Annotated in this window: 10 protein-coding genes and 2 pseudogenes; 4 read left to right on the top strand and 8 right to left on the bottom strand. The window is 72.2% G+C overall.

Annotated features, from left to right (window positions below):
- Window positions 1-104 precede the first annotated feature (104 nt).
- A complete protein-coding gene (locus OG361_RS01250) occupies window positions 105-716 on the bottom strand; it encodes a hypothetical protein (RefSeq protein WP_405851394.1) in 612 nt (203 codons plus the stop codon).
- A 254-nt stretch (window positions 717-970) separates the two neighbouring features.
- On the opposite strand from OG361_RS01250, the gene OG361_RS01255 reads away from it, so the two are divergent.
- Entirely contained in the window at window positions 971-2,122 is a 1,152-nt protein-coding gene (locus OG361_RS01255) for an alpha/beta hydrolase family protein (RefSeq protein WP_405851395.1), read from the top strand.
- A gap of 60 nt (window positions 2,123-2,182) precedes the next feature.
- On the top strand, window positions 2,183-2,731 hold the full coding sequence (locus OG361_RS01260) for a GNAT family N-acetyltransferase (protein WP_405851396.1): 549 nt from the start codon (window positions 2,183-2,185) through the stop codon (window positions 2,729-2,731).
- A 774-nt stretch (window positions 2,732-3,505) separates the two neighbouring features.
- Here OG361_RS01260 and OG361_RS01265 read toward each other — a convergent pair.
- The 4 genes from OG361_RS01265 to OG361_RS01280 form a co-directional block, all read right to left on the bottom strand.
- Window positions 3,506-3,799, bottom strand: coding sequence for a hypothetical protein (locus tag OG361_RS01265; protein WP_405851397.1), 294 nt, complete (start codon window positions 3,797-3,799; stop codon window positions 3,506-3,508).
- A 229-nt stretch (window positions 3,800-4,028) separates the two neighbouring features.
- Window positions 4,029-7,070, bottom strand: coding sequence for a hypothetical protein (locus OG361_RS01270; protein WP_405851398.1), 3,042 nt, complete (start codon window positions 7,068-7,070; stop codon window positions 4,029-4,031).
- On the bottom strand, window positions 7,071-8,951 hold the full coding sequence (locus tag OG361_RS01275) for an HSP90 family protein (protein WP_405851399.1): 1,881 nt from the start codon (window positions 8,949-8,951) through the stop codon (window positions 7,071-7,073).
- A gap of 527 nt (window positions 8,952-9,478) precedes the next feature.
- Entirely contained in the window at window positions 9,479-10,456 is a 978-nt protein-coding gene (locus OG361_RS01280) for a hypothetical protein (protein ID WP_405851400.1), read from the bottom strand.
- Window positions 10,457-10,950: 494 nt separating this feature from the next.
- Between OG361_RS01280 and OG361_RS01285 the strand changes: the two genes are divergently transcribed.
- On the top strand, window positions 10,951-12,033 hold the full coding sequence (locus tag OG361_RS01285) for a hypothetical protein (RefSeq protein ID WP_405861989.1): 1,083 nt from the start codon (window positions 10,951-10,953) through the stop codon (window positions 12,031-12,033).
- 279 nt (window positions 12,034-12,312) lie between these two features.
- A pseudogene (locus OG361_RS01290) lies at window positions 12,313-12,583 on the top strand (ankyrin repeat domain-containing protein); the annotation flags it as partial.
- A gap of 19 nt (window positions 12,584-12,602) precedes the next feature.
- Here the strand turns inward: OG361_RS01290 and OG361_RS01295 are convergent.
- The 3 genes and pseudogenes from OG361_RS01295 to OG361_RS01305 form a co-directional block, all read right to left on the bottom strand.
- A pseudogene (locus OG361_RS01295) lies at window positions 12,603-12,812 on the bottom strand (transposase); the annotation flags it as partial.
- A 37-nt stretch (window positions 12,813-12,849) separates the two neighbouring features.
- Complete coding sequence (locus tag OG361_RS01300; protein WP_405851401.1) at window positions 12,850-13,410, bottom strand: GNAT family N-acetyltransferase; 561 nt, start codon at window positions 13,408-13,410, stop codon at window positions 12,850-12,852.
- Window positions 13,411-13,581: 171 nt separating this feature from the next.
- Entirely contained in the window at window positions 13,582-14,343 is a 762-nt protein-coding gene (locus OG361_RS01305) for an NPP1 family protein (protein WP_405861991.1), read from the bottom strand.
- Window positions 14,344-14,478: the final 135 nt, after the last annotated feature.

The raw sequence follows: 14,478 nt of genomic DNA on the forward strand, positions 1-14,478 counted from the left end.
GTTCCCACTGTTCTGTCCGGCCGATCACGTGCGGAGCCGGAGGAGGGTTGCGGCCACGGTCGCGGTTGCGTTCTACGCGGCACGGCCCCTCCTCGGACACGTCCTTAGGAGACGAAGCCCACGACGCCGAAGCCGGGGCGCGCCTCGACGTGGCGGAGCCAGCCCATGACGTCCATGACGGCGTCGACCACCTCGGGCTCCAGCGGCGGGGCGTGGCCCGCGCGCTTGGTCTGTTCGAACTGGCCCAGGGCCTCCAGGCACCGGTCGTGCGTCCACTCGCCGCAGCGCGGCAGGTCGGAGTACGGGACGGAATCGGGGAAGCCGCCGTAGTAGCCGAACTCGGCCACCGAGACCGCGGTGATGCGGAGCGCGCGCAGACCCTCGTCGACCAGCTCGAGCCAGTCGCCCCGGAACGGGCTGAAGCAGGAGTTGTCGAGGAAGGAACCGGTCAGCGAGCACAGGCGCTTGTAGGCGTAGGCGTACTGGAAGGCGTACTGGCCGTTCTCGGGGAACGGGCCGCCGTACACCACCGTCCGGAGCGCCTCGAAGGCGGTGGGGGCGCCCTTCTCTATCTCGGAGGAGAACCAACTGTCGTCGGAAGCCAGGTCGTCGCCGAAGCTGTCGCGGATCACCTGGAGGAGCTGGTCGTCGCACGAACCGACGAAGTCGCGCGCGGCCTTGGGGTCGAGCAGGTACACACTCAGGGAGGAACTCATGTGATCACGTTAACCAGCGGCACTGACAGTCGTGATCAAGGGCTCGGGCTCGGGGCTCAGGGCTCGGGCTCTGGGCCGGGGCTCGGGGCGGTTCGCTCCGGCGGTAGCCCGTGGGTGTAGCCCCACGGGTGTACCGGCGGTCGATCGGCTTGCAGCCGGGGGCCGATGGCAGGGCGTGCGGTGATCCGTAGCGTTCGGGGTGTCGGGGTCGCGGCAAGTCCGGTCGCGACCAGGCATCACGAAGAGAGAAGTCGATGAAGCGCATACTCCTCGCCGGTTTAGCGGTCGCCGTCTCCCTGACCGTCGGCGTCAGCGTCGGTACCGCACAGGCGGAACCACCGACCTCGCGAGCGACCGCGTCCTCCCTTTCGCTGCCCGAGCCCACGGGCCGGCACCCCGTCGGGCTGACCACGTTGCACCTGAGGGACGAGAGCCGGGCCGACCCGTGGGTGCCCTCGGTGGACCGGGAGTTGATGGTCTCTCTCTGGTACCCGGCCGCGAAGCCGTCGGCCGCCCCCGCGCCGTACATGACCGCCGCGGAGTCCGCCGAGTACACCGCGTCCACGGGGCTCGGCCTGCCGCCGGACCTCTTCACCACCGTCACGACCCACGCGACCCTCGGGGCCGAGCCGGTCCGGTTGCGGGGCGGGCTGCCTCTCGTCGTCCTGTCACCGGGTTTCGGCATGCCGCGCGCCACGTTGAGCGGGCTCGCCGAGGAACTCGCCAGCCGCGGCTACACCGTCGCGGGAATCGGGCACAACTACGAGGCCCATGGCATCGGTTTCCCCGACGGCCGCACGACCCCGTGCGTGGCGTGCGAGAACCCCGACTTCCCGAGGGTCGGGGCCGTACGCGCCGAGGACGTCTCCTTCGTGCTCGACGAGCTCACCGGGAAGTTCACCGGGGAGCCCCCGGCCGGCAGGACTCCGGGGAAGCGCGGTCCGCTCATCGACGAGCGCCGCATCGCCATGGTCGGGCACTCGGCCGGCGGTTTCAGCACGATCCCGGCCATGCTGGGCGATGCCCGCATCAGGGCCGCGGTGAACATGGACGGCAACTTCCGCTTCCCCAACGACACTCCGCTGAACCGACCGGTGCTCATGCTCGGCAAGCCCAGTCACGTACCCGGCGGGCAGGACCCGTCGTGGGACGAGACCTGGAGCGAGCTCACCGGGTGGAAGCGCTGGCTGAGCGTCGACGGCACCGATCACCTCTCCTTCACCGATCTCGCGCCCCTCGCCAAGCAGCTCGGCAGGCCGCTCCAGGAGCTCGACGGCGACCGGGTCGACACGCTCACGCGCGCGTACGTCGGCGCCTTCGTCGACACGCACCTGCGGGGCCGCGACGCCCGGCTGCTGGACGGACCGTCCGCACGCTTCCCGGAAGTCCGTTTCCATCAGCCGTAGCGGCGAGGGGCGGAGAGATCCGGGATGCGGCCGGTACCGGCCTCCGGCACCATGAGCCGGATGGAACGCTCTCTCCACGTGCCCGAACTCACCGCCGACGGCGGGTTCGGGCTCCGGCCCTGGCGCCTCTCGGACATCCACCTCGTCCGTGAGGCGTCGGAGGACGACTACATCCCGCTGACCACGACGGTGCCCAGTCCGTGGTCCGAAGCGGCGGCGGTCGCGTTCGTGGAGCGTCAGTGGGGCCGGGCGAGCACGGGGGCCGGGTATCCGTTCGTCATCGTGGACGCCGACGGACGGCCCGTCGGCAACGTGGGGCTGTGGCTCAAGGACCTGGCGCAGGGCCGCGCCTCCCTGGGCTACTGGGTCGTCGGCTCGGCGCGCGGCCGGGGTGCCGCCGCGTTCGCGGTGCGGGCCGTGGCCGGCTGGGCCCTGAGGGACCTGGGGATCCCCCGGCTCGAACTGTACGTCGAGCCGTGGAACACGGCTTCCGTGCGCACCGCCGAGCGGGCGGGCTTCCAGCGGGAGGGGCTGCTGCGGGGATGGCAGGCGGTCGGGACCGAGCGCCGGGACATGTTCATGTACGCGCTGCTGAGCGGCGATCTGTGATCGCGCGGGTACGTGAGCCCGGCCTGATCGGCAAGACACCCCCTATGCGGTTTCTTCAAATGATCCTGCCTGGTGCTCGCCCCGGGGAGTCCATGACGAACGACCACGGCGTTATCGGCCGTCCAGGAAGCCGCGTCGGTCGCGGCGCCGTAGAGGTACCCGGCTCCGCGCGGGTTCTCCGTGCGCTTGAGCAGGCCGTTGGGTCCGAGCGTCAGGACGTAGTCCCCGGCCGGGTTGACGTCGGGGTTCATGGTCTCCCCCACGATCACCGGGCGGCCGGAGCCGTCGAAGGCGATGTCGAACAATTGGCCCGTCTCGGCGGGCGTGCGGACGGTGGACCAGGCGCGGCCGTCGAAACGCACGACGACGGGACGGCGCCACAGGTTCTCGTCCCGCATGTGACCGACGGCCCAGATGTCGTTCGCCGACCGCCGCTCGATGCCGTCGAACATGGCGCCGTCGAGCCCGCTCGGCAGCTTCTGCTTCGTCCACGACGTGCCGTCGAACCGCGAGACGCCGTCGCCGATGGCGAGGGCGACAGCGGTGGCCGCACGGGGCAGGGAAAGGCTCATGACGGGATTCCTCGCAGGGAGTTGGCTTCCTGGTCCTCTTCACGGAGCCGTCCGGGCGCGTGCGCTTGCCGGGTGCCGTCTGCCGAGCCGGGGCGCGGCCCGTGTCCGTCGGCTCGGCCGGTGCCCCGACGGCCTCACCGCCGCTCTGGCTACGGGCAGTTCTCGCCGAACTTGACGGCCATGAGTTCGACGGGCTGTCCGTTCAGCGCGGCGCGTCGTGCGACGTGAGCCCGTGGAAGCCGAGCTCCTGCGCCCTGTCCTGCGCGGACCGCAGTCCCATGCCCACGAAGTTCGGCACGCTCGCCTGGTCCGTGTCGGGTCGCCCGGTGCCCGGTCCGGACGACGCGGGCCCCCTCGTCGGCGTGCCGGTGGCGGGCCCCTCCGAGTCGTCGGCCGGCTGACATGCGACGGCTCCGCCGAGCAGAGCGCAGAGCAGGGTCGCGGTGAGAACGCGGGTACGCAGGTCCCCCAGGGCTGCCGGGTACGGGCCGGTCACGCCAGCCGCACCGAGAACACCGCGTGAACGGTTCGCGCCAGACCGTGACGGGGTCGAACCGCGCGGCGGGCGATCCCCGATGAACCGGTACGGGCTTGAGTCCGCCGCCCCGACCCGCTCCAGGGCGCGGGGGCGGCGACCGCACGTCCCCTTGGCCCGTCAGCGCGCAGGGGGCGGCGCGCCGGCCCAGGTGGCCGACGCGCCGCCCCCGTCGTCCTCTTCCCGCCGGTCAGCGGGTGCGGAGGTCCTGGCGGAGGGCGTCCAGGACCTCGGCCGCCTCGGGGTGGCCCGCCCGGTGGCAGCGGGCCGAGGCCGCGGTCAGACGGGTGATGGCCTCGGCGGCGCGGTCGAGGCCGTTGCCCTCGATCAGGGCTGCGATGCGGACCGCCTCGGCCCGCGGGAGTTCGCCCCGTTCGCCGCCCTCGTCGTGCGCGGCGATCGCGGCCTCGGCCTCCGGGAGTGCCTCGTCGAAGCGGTCCGCCTCGGCGAGGACCCGGGCGCGGCGGTAGTGGTTCTCGCCGCGTTCGTACCAGACGGCGAAGTCCTCCTCGCCGGAGGGCAGGGCGGCGAGGACCGCGTCGGCGCGGGCCAGGTGCTCCAGCGCCGTGTCGGTGCCCTCGCTGTCGCGGGTCTGGAGGGTGAGGCGGGCGAACTCCCGCATCATCAGGGTGATGAGCGGGGGGTTGGGCGCCTCGGCGTGGGCGGCGAGGGCGCGTTCGTACGCGGTGTCCGCCGCCTCCCAGCGCTCGGCGAGGGCGAGGGTGGTCGCCGCCTCGGCCGCCACCAGGGTGAGGACGCCGCCCCGGTCCTCCTCGGGCCAGCCCGCGACGGTGTCGGCGAGGCGGAGCAGCTCCTCGGCTGCCGGGAGGTACTCCTCCAGGTCGCGCAGGCCGCGGCCGAGGGTCAGGCGCCCCTGGGCGAGCATGCGTCCGTCGACGGTGGGCGGCGCGTCGACGAGGGCGGACTCGAGGACGGCGACCGCGTCGGCCTGCCGGCCGGACCGGGCGAGGACGTCGGCGAGCTGGAGGCGCGCCTCGATGGCGCTTCCGGCGTCGTCCGCCTGGTCGAAGCGGGCCGCGGCCTCGGAGAGGTGGCGTACGGCTCCGTTGGCGTCGTCGAGGTGCGTGGCGGCGTGGCCGAGCAGCAGGTACGTCGGGCCGAGCGGGAAGGTCGGGTCGTCGTGGGCGACGGCGTCCGCGATCGCGGAGTGGAGCAGGTCCGTCGCCTCCTGCGGCCGGTCCTGGGCGAGCAGCAGCTGAGCGAGATGGAGGGACGGGCGCGGCCGGCGCCAGGGCCGGTCGGCGGATTCGATCTCCTGGAGCGCTGCGCGGAGTTCCTGTTCGGCGTCGGCCAGGGCGCCGCGGCGGGCCAGCAGCTCGGCGCGGAACTGGCGGGCGTTGGCGGCCTGGTGGGAGTAGCCGAGGCGGGCCGCCTCGGAGCAGAGGGTGTCGACGCTGCGCTCGAACCGAACGGTGAGGGTGTCGACGTCGCCCGTCCCCTCCTGGTCCTCCTGGCCCTCCTGGCCCTCCTGGTCCTCCTCCATGCGGGAGAGAGCGGCGTACAGCTCCTGGTGGGCGGTAAAGGCCACCGAGTAGTGGAGGGAGAGATAGCTGAGGATGCGCTCGGCGCGCAGGTCGGTGCCGAAGGCTGCCTCCGCCTCTCCGAGGGGCTCGCTGTCGAAGGGGGTCGCGGCGAGCAGCTTGTCCGCCTCGCGGAGCATCTCGTCGAGCTCGGTCCGGATCGAGGTGCGGTCGGGTGCGGTCCCGTCGGCGTCGCCGTCGCGGGAGCCCGGGGCTGCCGTCCACGCCCGGGAGCGGGCCTTCGCCGCGAGCGCGTGCCAGGGCATGTCCAGTTGCGTGAAGTGCCGCACGGCCGTGTCGAGTTCGGCGGTACCGTCGATGTGGCGGTCCTTGAACCAGAGCTGCTGCGCTCTGTGTTCGGCGAGTTCCGCGGCCAGGAGGTCTTCGGGGCCGAGGGTGTCGTCGTACGCCTCGGTGGCGTCGGCGAGCCGTTCGGCGATGCGTGTCCAGAGCCTGTCGTCGCCGGGGTGGCCGTCACGTGCCAGGCGGCGGGCCTCGCGCACCAGGGTGGCGAAGTCGTCGGGGATGCCGGTCCGTGCGGGAGCCGGGGTGGCGGGCGCGGCGCCGGCCGACGCGGTGCGGGCCACGGTCGCGCGCAGGCCGAGCGGGAGGGGCTCGTCGAGCAGCGGGGCGAGGGCGAGCCGGGCCCGGCGACGATCGCCGACGGCCGTGGTGCCGTTGCGGGTGTCGAAGGCGGCGGCGAGGGGTTCGGCCTCGGCGCGCACGTGCGTGAGGAGTTCGGCGGCGGTCCAGGCTCGGCCCGGCGGGCCGGCGACGGCGGTGTCGTCATGTCCGGAATCGACGAGCCGGGCGAGGAACACCTCCGTGCCGGTGAGGAAGTGCAGGTGGTCGAGCGGGGCGCCCTTCGCCTCGAAGAGGGGGCGGTTCTCCGCCAGGATCTCCAGGCCGCGGCCCTCGTTGCGGGAGTGGGCGCAGAATTCCAGGTGGTAGCCGACCTCGGCCTGCATGCCGGTGGTGCCGCGCACCTTGCGGTAGCCGGTGAGGTGGTGGGAGCGCGCCTCGTCGGCGCGTCCCGCGCGCAGCAGCGGGAGCAGCGCCCGCGCCTGGCTCATCTGGGGTTCCTCGCTGCATCCCTGCTCGCGGTCGAGGACCGGCTGCCAGACGGCGAGGGCGGCGGTGTCGTCGCCCTCGGCCAGGTGGTGCCAGGCGTGGTGCCGGGTCTCGCAGGCCTCGCAGTCGCTGAGTTCGGTGCGGGAGCGGGTGGCCCAGAGGTCGTAAGCGTCCACGACGCCGGTGCCGGTGTGGTGCGCGAGGTGGTAACGCATGGCCGCCACGGGCTGCACGGCGTGGTCGGCGGCCTCATACCGGCTGCGCATCTGGTCGATCCAGCCGCCGATCGATGCCAGGGGCATCTCGGGCACCTGGAGGAGCGAGGTGGTCACCCACTTGAAGCGCCAGAAGACCTGGTGGGCCTCGTAAGGGCTGAAGGACTCGGGGGTGGTGTCCCACAGCTTGAGGATGCGGGCGAAGACGACGGGCGACTTGCGGTGCTCGCCGGTGAACTCGTAGGCCGTCATGAGTTCCAGGAGCGCGGTGACGAGCACATCGGGCTTCTCGAAGGCCTCAGCGGTCTCGACGAGTTCCTCGGCGGTGACGGTGCGCGCCAGTCCGTGGGGGCGCTCGTGGTTCTCGCGGAGCGCCTCGACGACGGCCTCGGGGGTGTCCAGCATCTACATTTCCTTCCGGGGCTCGGAGCCGGGGGCCGTCTCGCCGGGCTGGTGCATGGCGTGGGTGAGCAGGCCGATGAAGGCCCGGTTGAGCAGGGCGCTCTCGCTGGCGCGCAGGGGGCGTCGGCTGAGCAGTAGCGCCTGGCCGTAGAGGGCTTCGGCGGTGGTGACCGCGAGTCCGCGTTCGGCGATGGTGAGGGCCTGGCGGACCAGCGGGTTGAGGTGGTTCAGGACGAGCTGGGCGCGCGGGGTCTCCTCGCGGAGGGAGCCGAGGATGTCGGCCCACAGGCCGTCGCTGTCGGCGGCGAGGCTCGACCGGGTGCGTTCGTGCCGGGCGTCGCGGTTGTCGAGCAGCAGGGCGGGGGCGGTGACGGGCTGGAAGTCGCGCAGGACGACGTCGCAGTCGTGGACGCCGATGGTCTCGCGGGCGATCGCGAGGAAGGCGGCGGCCCGCAGTTCGGCGCCGGGATCGACGGCGTCGAGGTGGGCGGTGACGGTGGTCGGGTCGAGGTCGGTCACCGTGGTGCCGGGCCTGATCTCGGGGAGGCGGTGGACGAGGTCGCGGTCGTAGGTGTAGCCGCCGTTGACGACCCCGAGTCCGGCGGCCGAGGCGATCGGCGCGACCTGACGGAACTCCTCGACGCTTCGGGTCACGAGGAGCGTGGGGTGGGTCCGCGCGAACTCCTCCAGGGTGACGTTCCCGTCGGTGGTCTCGAACGGCAGCCAGGGCAGCACGATACGCAGCAGCTCGTCGTCGTGGCGGGCGAGCGCCTTGACCGCGAGGTGGTGGGTGTCGATGAAGCGGTGCAGGAGAGCGGGGTCACGGGCCGCGAGTCCGGTGAGCCACTCGCGGATCCGGTCGCCGAGGGCGTCCCGTACGGCGGACAGCGTGCCGTCCTCGTACAGCGACTCGCGAGAGGCGGTCGGCCGCAGGCTGGTGGTGTCGACGACACAGCGGACGAAGAACGCCCATTCGGGGAGCAGTTCGGGAGCCTGGTCGGTGAGGAGCATGCCCTTGAGGTGGACGCGGTGCCCGGCGCGCTGAGCCGGGCTGACCGCCGTCGGCAGGACGTAGGCGACACCGCGTAGTCCGGCGGCCGGCAGGTCCAGCTCGATGGTGTCGAGCGGGGCGAAGTCGAAGAGCTCGCGGCAGTACGCGGTGTACGCCTCCCGCTTGGCGAGCGGGGAGCGGTGCGTCTGCTCCCACGGCGGCGCCGCGTTGATCCGGTGGCTCTCGCCGCGCGGGTCGATGACGGTGACGTCGTGGCGCAGGAGTCCGCCGTAGTGCCGGGCGAGGGAGACGACCTGCTGGGGGCTGGTCCATTCGGCGTTGTCGGCACGCGGGACGAGCTTCACGGTCGTGCCGGGCTCGGGGAGCGTCGCGGACGGCAGGGTGCGGATGGTGTACCGGCCGTCGGAGTGGCCGCGCCATTCAACGGTGGGCGCGGCCGGGTCGGCGGCGGAGCGGCTCAGTACGGTGATCTCGTCGGCGACGACGAAGCAGGCCAGCAGGCCGATGCCGAACTGGCCGATGAACTCGCCGCGGGCCGCGTCGAGGCCCGCGCCGTCGAGAGCGCCGCCGACGGTCCGCTTGGAGCTGCGTCCGATGGTGGCGAGGAACCGGTGCACGTCGGCCTCGGACAGGCCGATGCCGGTGTCCGTGATGGTCAGCGTCTCTCCGGTGCGCACGGTGATCGCGCCGGCGGCGCCGGGCGTGAGGGCCTGCCGGGCGGTGATGGCGTCGACGGCGTTCTGCAGCAGCTCGCGCAGATAGACGCGGGGGCTGGAGTAGAGGTGGTGGGAGAGCAGGTCGACCAGGCCCCGCAGATCCACTTGGAAGGTGTGGTCGGTCGGGGAGGTCTCGGGAGTCTGGGACTGGGACACCTGGGGCGGTCCTTCGGTGCGTGCCCGCCCGCTCCTGGGAGTGGGTGGGGCGTGATCGGGTGTGTCGGAGGGGCGGGTGGAGCGGCGGGGCGGGCTTGAGGGGTGGGGTGGGCGCGGCTCGGGGTTCGGGCCGTGGATGATCCGGACCTCGTCTGGTACGCGGCTGGGGACCGTTGCTCGGGACGGGCCGGACTCGGACCGTGCCCGGTTTCCGGATTCGACCCGTGCGTGGGTCGCGACCCCGTGCGTGGGTCCGGACTCGCCCCGTGCGTGGGTCCCGACCCCGTGCGTGGGTCCGGACTCGACCCGTGCTCGGGTCTGGACTCGGCCCGTGGGTGGATCCGGACGCGGCCGGTGCCCCGCGCGGGAGCGTCGTACCCGAACGGCGTGCGTGGCGAGGGTCCGTGGACGGGCCCCGGGCTTCCGGACAACGGGCCGTGGGAGGGCTGACATCCGCCGCACCCGGCCTCTGTCCCGGTCCCGACAGGTCCCTGCCAGTCCCGAGGTCCGTGCCGGTCCCGCTCCGGTCAGCCTCCGGTGTAGGCGCGGTACTCCTTGAACGCCTTCGCCGGGTCGGAGCCGTTGAGGTAGTTCCAGGGGAACTCGGTGACCCGCCCCTCCGTGGCCCGGAAGCACTCTCGCGCGGAGGCGACGTCGCCTGCCAGCGAGAACGCCATGGCGAAGGTGTTGTAGACCTGGAGCCAGCCGCGTCCCCGTACGAAGTCCGGGTGGCGGATCGAGTGGTCTGCGGCCTCGCGGAGCGAGGCGACCACCTCGGGGCGCCCGATGTAGCGGGAGTCGGGGCCGGAGTCGAGGGCGAGCCAGTGCTCCAGGTGCGCGACCGCGACCAGCTGACCGAGGAGCGTCCCCCCGGGCGCGGCGAACGCCGACGCACGGGCGAACGCGTGCATCTCCTCGTGGGAGCCGCCCCACTTCTCGCAGACCTGCTGCAACCGCTGCTGGTGCGCGCCCAGGTGGTGGGGGTCGCGGCGGACGGCCGCCTCGAAGCGACGCCGTGCCACGTCCCGCTCGACCTGGAGTCCCCGGCCCGTGACCTGGAGGGCATACCAGGGCGAGGTCCAGCCGGGTTGGCGCTCGGCGACCTCGTAGAGCCAGGTCTCGGCCGTGGCCAGCCGGTCGTGGAAGAGCTGGAACTGCTCGCGGGACACGTGCGAGGCACGGGCGCCGGTCCTGGCCTCCCACGCCCAGCTGATGTGGCGGACGGCCGCCACGAGCCGCGGCAGCGCGGCCTGGGGCTCCGCCGCCACGACGTCGGCGATCCACCGTTCCGTGCCGACGACGTCACCGACGGCCCACAGAAGGCCCGTACGGTCCTCGCTCTCGGGCCGCGCGTCGAGCACGTCCCGTACGGTCTCCCAGTCCCCGGCCTCGGCTGCCTCACGGACACGCCGAGCGTCCGGATCGCCGGAGTCCTTGTCGACGCGCGCGACGGGCCTGCCCGTCCATCGTCCCAGCGTGTTCCCCAAGTCCCGGAGCAACGCCATATCCCCACCCCTTGCTGTAGCGCACGGGTGGTTGATCATCGTCCCACCCGTGGGTGTAGTGACTATCACGCGCGGCCGACAATCGCACACCTGTATTGGTGCGCCGAGGGGTGCGCTGAAGCCGTCATGATCCGGACGTCCGCGAGGCGCGCCCGAACGCGGGCTGCCCGCCCTGGTGGCAGGCGGCGGGAGCGCGGGCGGCGGGCAGCCGGAGCGCGGACCGAGACCGCGCGCGGACCGCGGGAGGAGGGGGGCCGAGACCGCGCTCGAACTGAGGGTGGAGTGGGGGCCAGGATCGCGCTCGGCCGTGGGAGGAGTGGGGCCCGGGCGGCGTGATGCGCTCGCTCACGGTCACCGTGCGCTCGGCGGCCAGGGAGGGCGGTTGGCCGCTCCGGCTCTGACCTCACCTTTTCGTTGGCCTGAAGTATTGCGGAGAGTGACCGGGTCGGGAATGATCTCCCGCCGTGACACTCTTCCTCGGAGCCTTGCTCGCAGTGCTTCTCGTCGGGCTCTACCGCCTCCTGATCAGCCCCCGACACGCCACCACCTGGGTCGCGGATCACTTCGTCGCCACCGATCACGGCCTTCCGCCGCGCGAGGCACTCGACTCCCGACGCCCCGGCCCTCCCCCGGCGACGCACCGTCAGGAGGAGCGGCAGGCCGTCGTCGACGCCGCCCGGCGGGGGAACTGGAAGACCGCAGCGCGGTACGTCGGCGAAGCGGGCGAGGACTGGGACGAGCGCTGGACCCGGCTCGCTCTCCTCCAGCACGTCGCCGAGGAGGACGACGCCTGGCTCGACGCCTGGCGCACCGCCGAGCCGGACGACTGCGACGCCGCGACCCTCAACGCGAGCCTGATGGTCCACCGCGCGTGGGCGATCCGGGGCAGCGGGTACGCCCACGAGGTCATGACCTCGGACATGGAGCGTTTCAAGGCACTGCTCCCGGCCGCCATCGAGGAAGCCCGGAAGGCAGCGCTGCTCGACCCCGCGAACCCGGGCCCGTGGGTCGTCATGATCACGGCGTCTCGAGGTGCACAGTACCCTCGGGCGGCGTTCAGGCCACTCTGGGACGGGCTCGTCGCCCGCGCGCCGCACCACTACGAGGGACACTGGCAGGCCCTCCAGTACTGGTGCGCCAAGTGGTTCGGCAGCGACCGGCGCATGCTGCGGTTCGCGCGCCAGGCGGTGCGCAAGGCTCCGTCCGGCAGCCCGCTCGCCGGGATCTACCTGCACGCGCTCGACGAACTCACCGAGCGGTCCTCCTTCGACACCGCTCCCGTCACCCCGCTGTCCAGGAACACGCTCAAGCGGGTCGCCGCCTCGTTCGAGCAGGTCCCGCCGGACGACGAGCGTCTGCCGCTCCTGCGGCACCTGCTGGCCCACCACATGCTGAGGTCGATGCTGTACGCGGGCGCCCTGGAGCAGTTCCGCCAGATCGGACCGTGGTGCGGCGCCCCGCCCTGGCGGAAGGACGGCAACGCGGTGGCGGCCTTCGAGAACGCCCGCGGAACCGCCGCGAGACTCTCCCGCGCCCGCCCCGCATCGGTCCCCCAGACCCACGGCATCGTCCGCTGACACGACCAGGGGCGGGACGGGTACGGCGGCTGTCGGCCGGGGGCGGTTCGGGCGGGACCCGTCGTCCCGTTCCGCTCTCGGCGCGTGGCCCGCTCACGATCCCGGTCTATCGCTCCGCGCGGTCGCCTGAGCCCGGCCCGGGGCCTCGGGTCCGGCGCCCGGACCGGTGAAGGATCTTGCGGGTGTACCCCACGGCGGCGAAGGCCGTGGCGACAGCCGCCGCGCCCGGAGCGGCCCACCACCAGTCGTCCGTCATCCCGGCCAGCGTGAGGCTGACCCCGCCTGCTCGCCCACGGGTCAGACCCCGATGAGGTCTTCAGCAACATGACGCTGCTGACGCACGCGATCGATACCGAAGGGGATAGCACCCTGCAGAGTGGCCGGCCGTTGACTGTGCACACCACTGCCGTGCTGCTGGCCTTCGGTGCGGATCCGGAACTCGCAGATCCAGACGGTCACCCCCCTGGACATGACCACTCTCTATGACCATGACCTGGCGGTTCAGCTTCTGCGCACCCACATCAGCAGGCGAGTCTGCGGTAGCAGATGAGGGTGCAGGCAATACTGGTGGCCGTCGCTCCCGATGGTCCGAACGACACGGATGGCAACTGCTGCCACGTGCAGCCCGACGTGGCCACGAACACGATCGCGGCCAGCACCTCCCGGTCGCCATGCCGACGCCGGCCACCACCCTGAGGCCGCGAAGGAGCCTCCGGCACCACCCGCTGGAACAGCTCCCACAACTCGTCCGGTACCAGCCGCTCAACAATCCCCACCACGGCCCGCAGCCTACCGACCGGCCAAATGAGAGGACCTCTAAGGGCGTCGCTCCCACGCGGTGCGGGTGAGCTCGTACTCGACCTCACCGTGCTCGGAGCCTTCGATCGCCTCGGGCCAGTCACCGGTGAAGCTCCGGAGGAAGGACAGGCCCGCCTTCTCCATCACGCGCCGGGATCCCGCGTTGACCGCCATGGTGTTCGCGGTCACCCGCTCCACACCGAGGTCCGTGAACCCCTTGCGGATCAGGGCCCGTGATCCTTCCGTGGCGTATCCGCTGCCCCAGGCCGCCCTGTTCAGTCGGTAGCCGAGCTCGACCACCGCAGGGCTGCCGTCGTCCAGGGGCCGGAACTCGAACCAGCCCAGGAACCCTCCGGTGGCCTTCTCCTCCGCGGCCCAGTAGCCGCGGGTCCCCGTGCACGGGTGCTCGTGGAGGAGCCGGGGCAGGACCCGCGTCCGGACCGCCTCGCGGCTCGTCGGCCGACCGCCGTTGATGAAGCGCATGACGTCGGGATCGCTGTCCAGCGCGAACAGATGCTCGGCGTCGGCGTCGGTGAACGGGCGCAGCACGAGCCGTTCGGTCTCCAGGAAGGTGCTCATCCCTCGATCCTCGCCCCGGGGCGGACCGGGCCACCACCGAATTGTCGGGGTGAGGGACGAGGGAGGGAGGGGGCGGCGGCGCCGCCTGTGCGCCCCGGCGTCGCGCGGCACCGGGGCGGACAGACGAAGGACGAAGGACGAAGGACGGAGGACGGAGGTAGGTCGTTCCCGTCAGGCGTAGGGGTCGAAGGCGATGCCGGACGGCTTGGCCTTCGCCAGGTGGGCGTTGAAGTTGCCGTCCTTGAGTCCGAAGACCGCGCTGCCGAAGTCGGCCTGCGTGAGCTTGTCGCGCAGGCCCGCGGGGTAGCCGTTCCAGCCGACCAGGCTCGGGAACTGCCAGGAGTGCTGGTGGTTCTCGGGCGGCTCGTCGTTGGAGTTCGCGGGGCGGAAGCAGTGTGTGCTGATGCCGTCCTTGTGATAGACGATCTTGGGGTGGGTTCCGTCCCAGCGGATCCGGTCGCGTCCGTACACGGAGAAGCCTCCGTGGGCGGAGGTGGAGACGTACTGTGCCTGGTTGTTCTGGACCCACACCACGACGTGCTCCCAGTCGTGGCGGTGTCCTCCGAGTCCGCTGCCGGCCACGGCCTGGTCCTTCTCGAAGTACAGGCCGTAGATGATCGCGCACCAGCCGTTGTTGCACTTGTAGCGCGCATAGCCGTTGGTGTTGGTGAGATCCCATGAGTCGCGGCACTGGCCGTTGAGGGCGCCGGAGGGGTTGAGCCCGCCGTTGATCGTGCCGTCGGCGCCGATGGCGGGCGTGGGGTAGCAGCCGTCCGTGTCGTAGTCGTACGCCGGCTGGAACGTCTGCTCCAGTCCGTCCGCGTTCGCGGGGAGAGCCGGGGGCGGGGCGGCGAAGGCGCTGCCCGGCAGGGCGACGAGCAACGCGAGAGAACTGCCGAGGGTGAGTGCCCCCTTGACGAGGTGGCGCGTGATCCTCACTCCAACTCCCTGTCCTGGAATCGACGGTGCGCGGTGCGCATGGTGCGCACGGTACACACGGGCGCCAGTGACATGCCCATTCCAAGAGGTGGGGAATCACGCGCCGCCGGAGGACCTCGACAGGGGCAC

Origin of the sequence: Streptomyces sp. NBC_00090 (assembly GCF_045160815.1) — a bacterium.
In the GTDB taxonomy this organism is placed as follows: Bacteria; Actinomycetota; Actinomycetes; order Streptomycetales; family Streptomycetaceae; genus Streptomyces.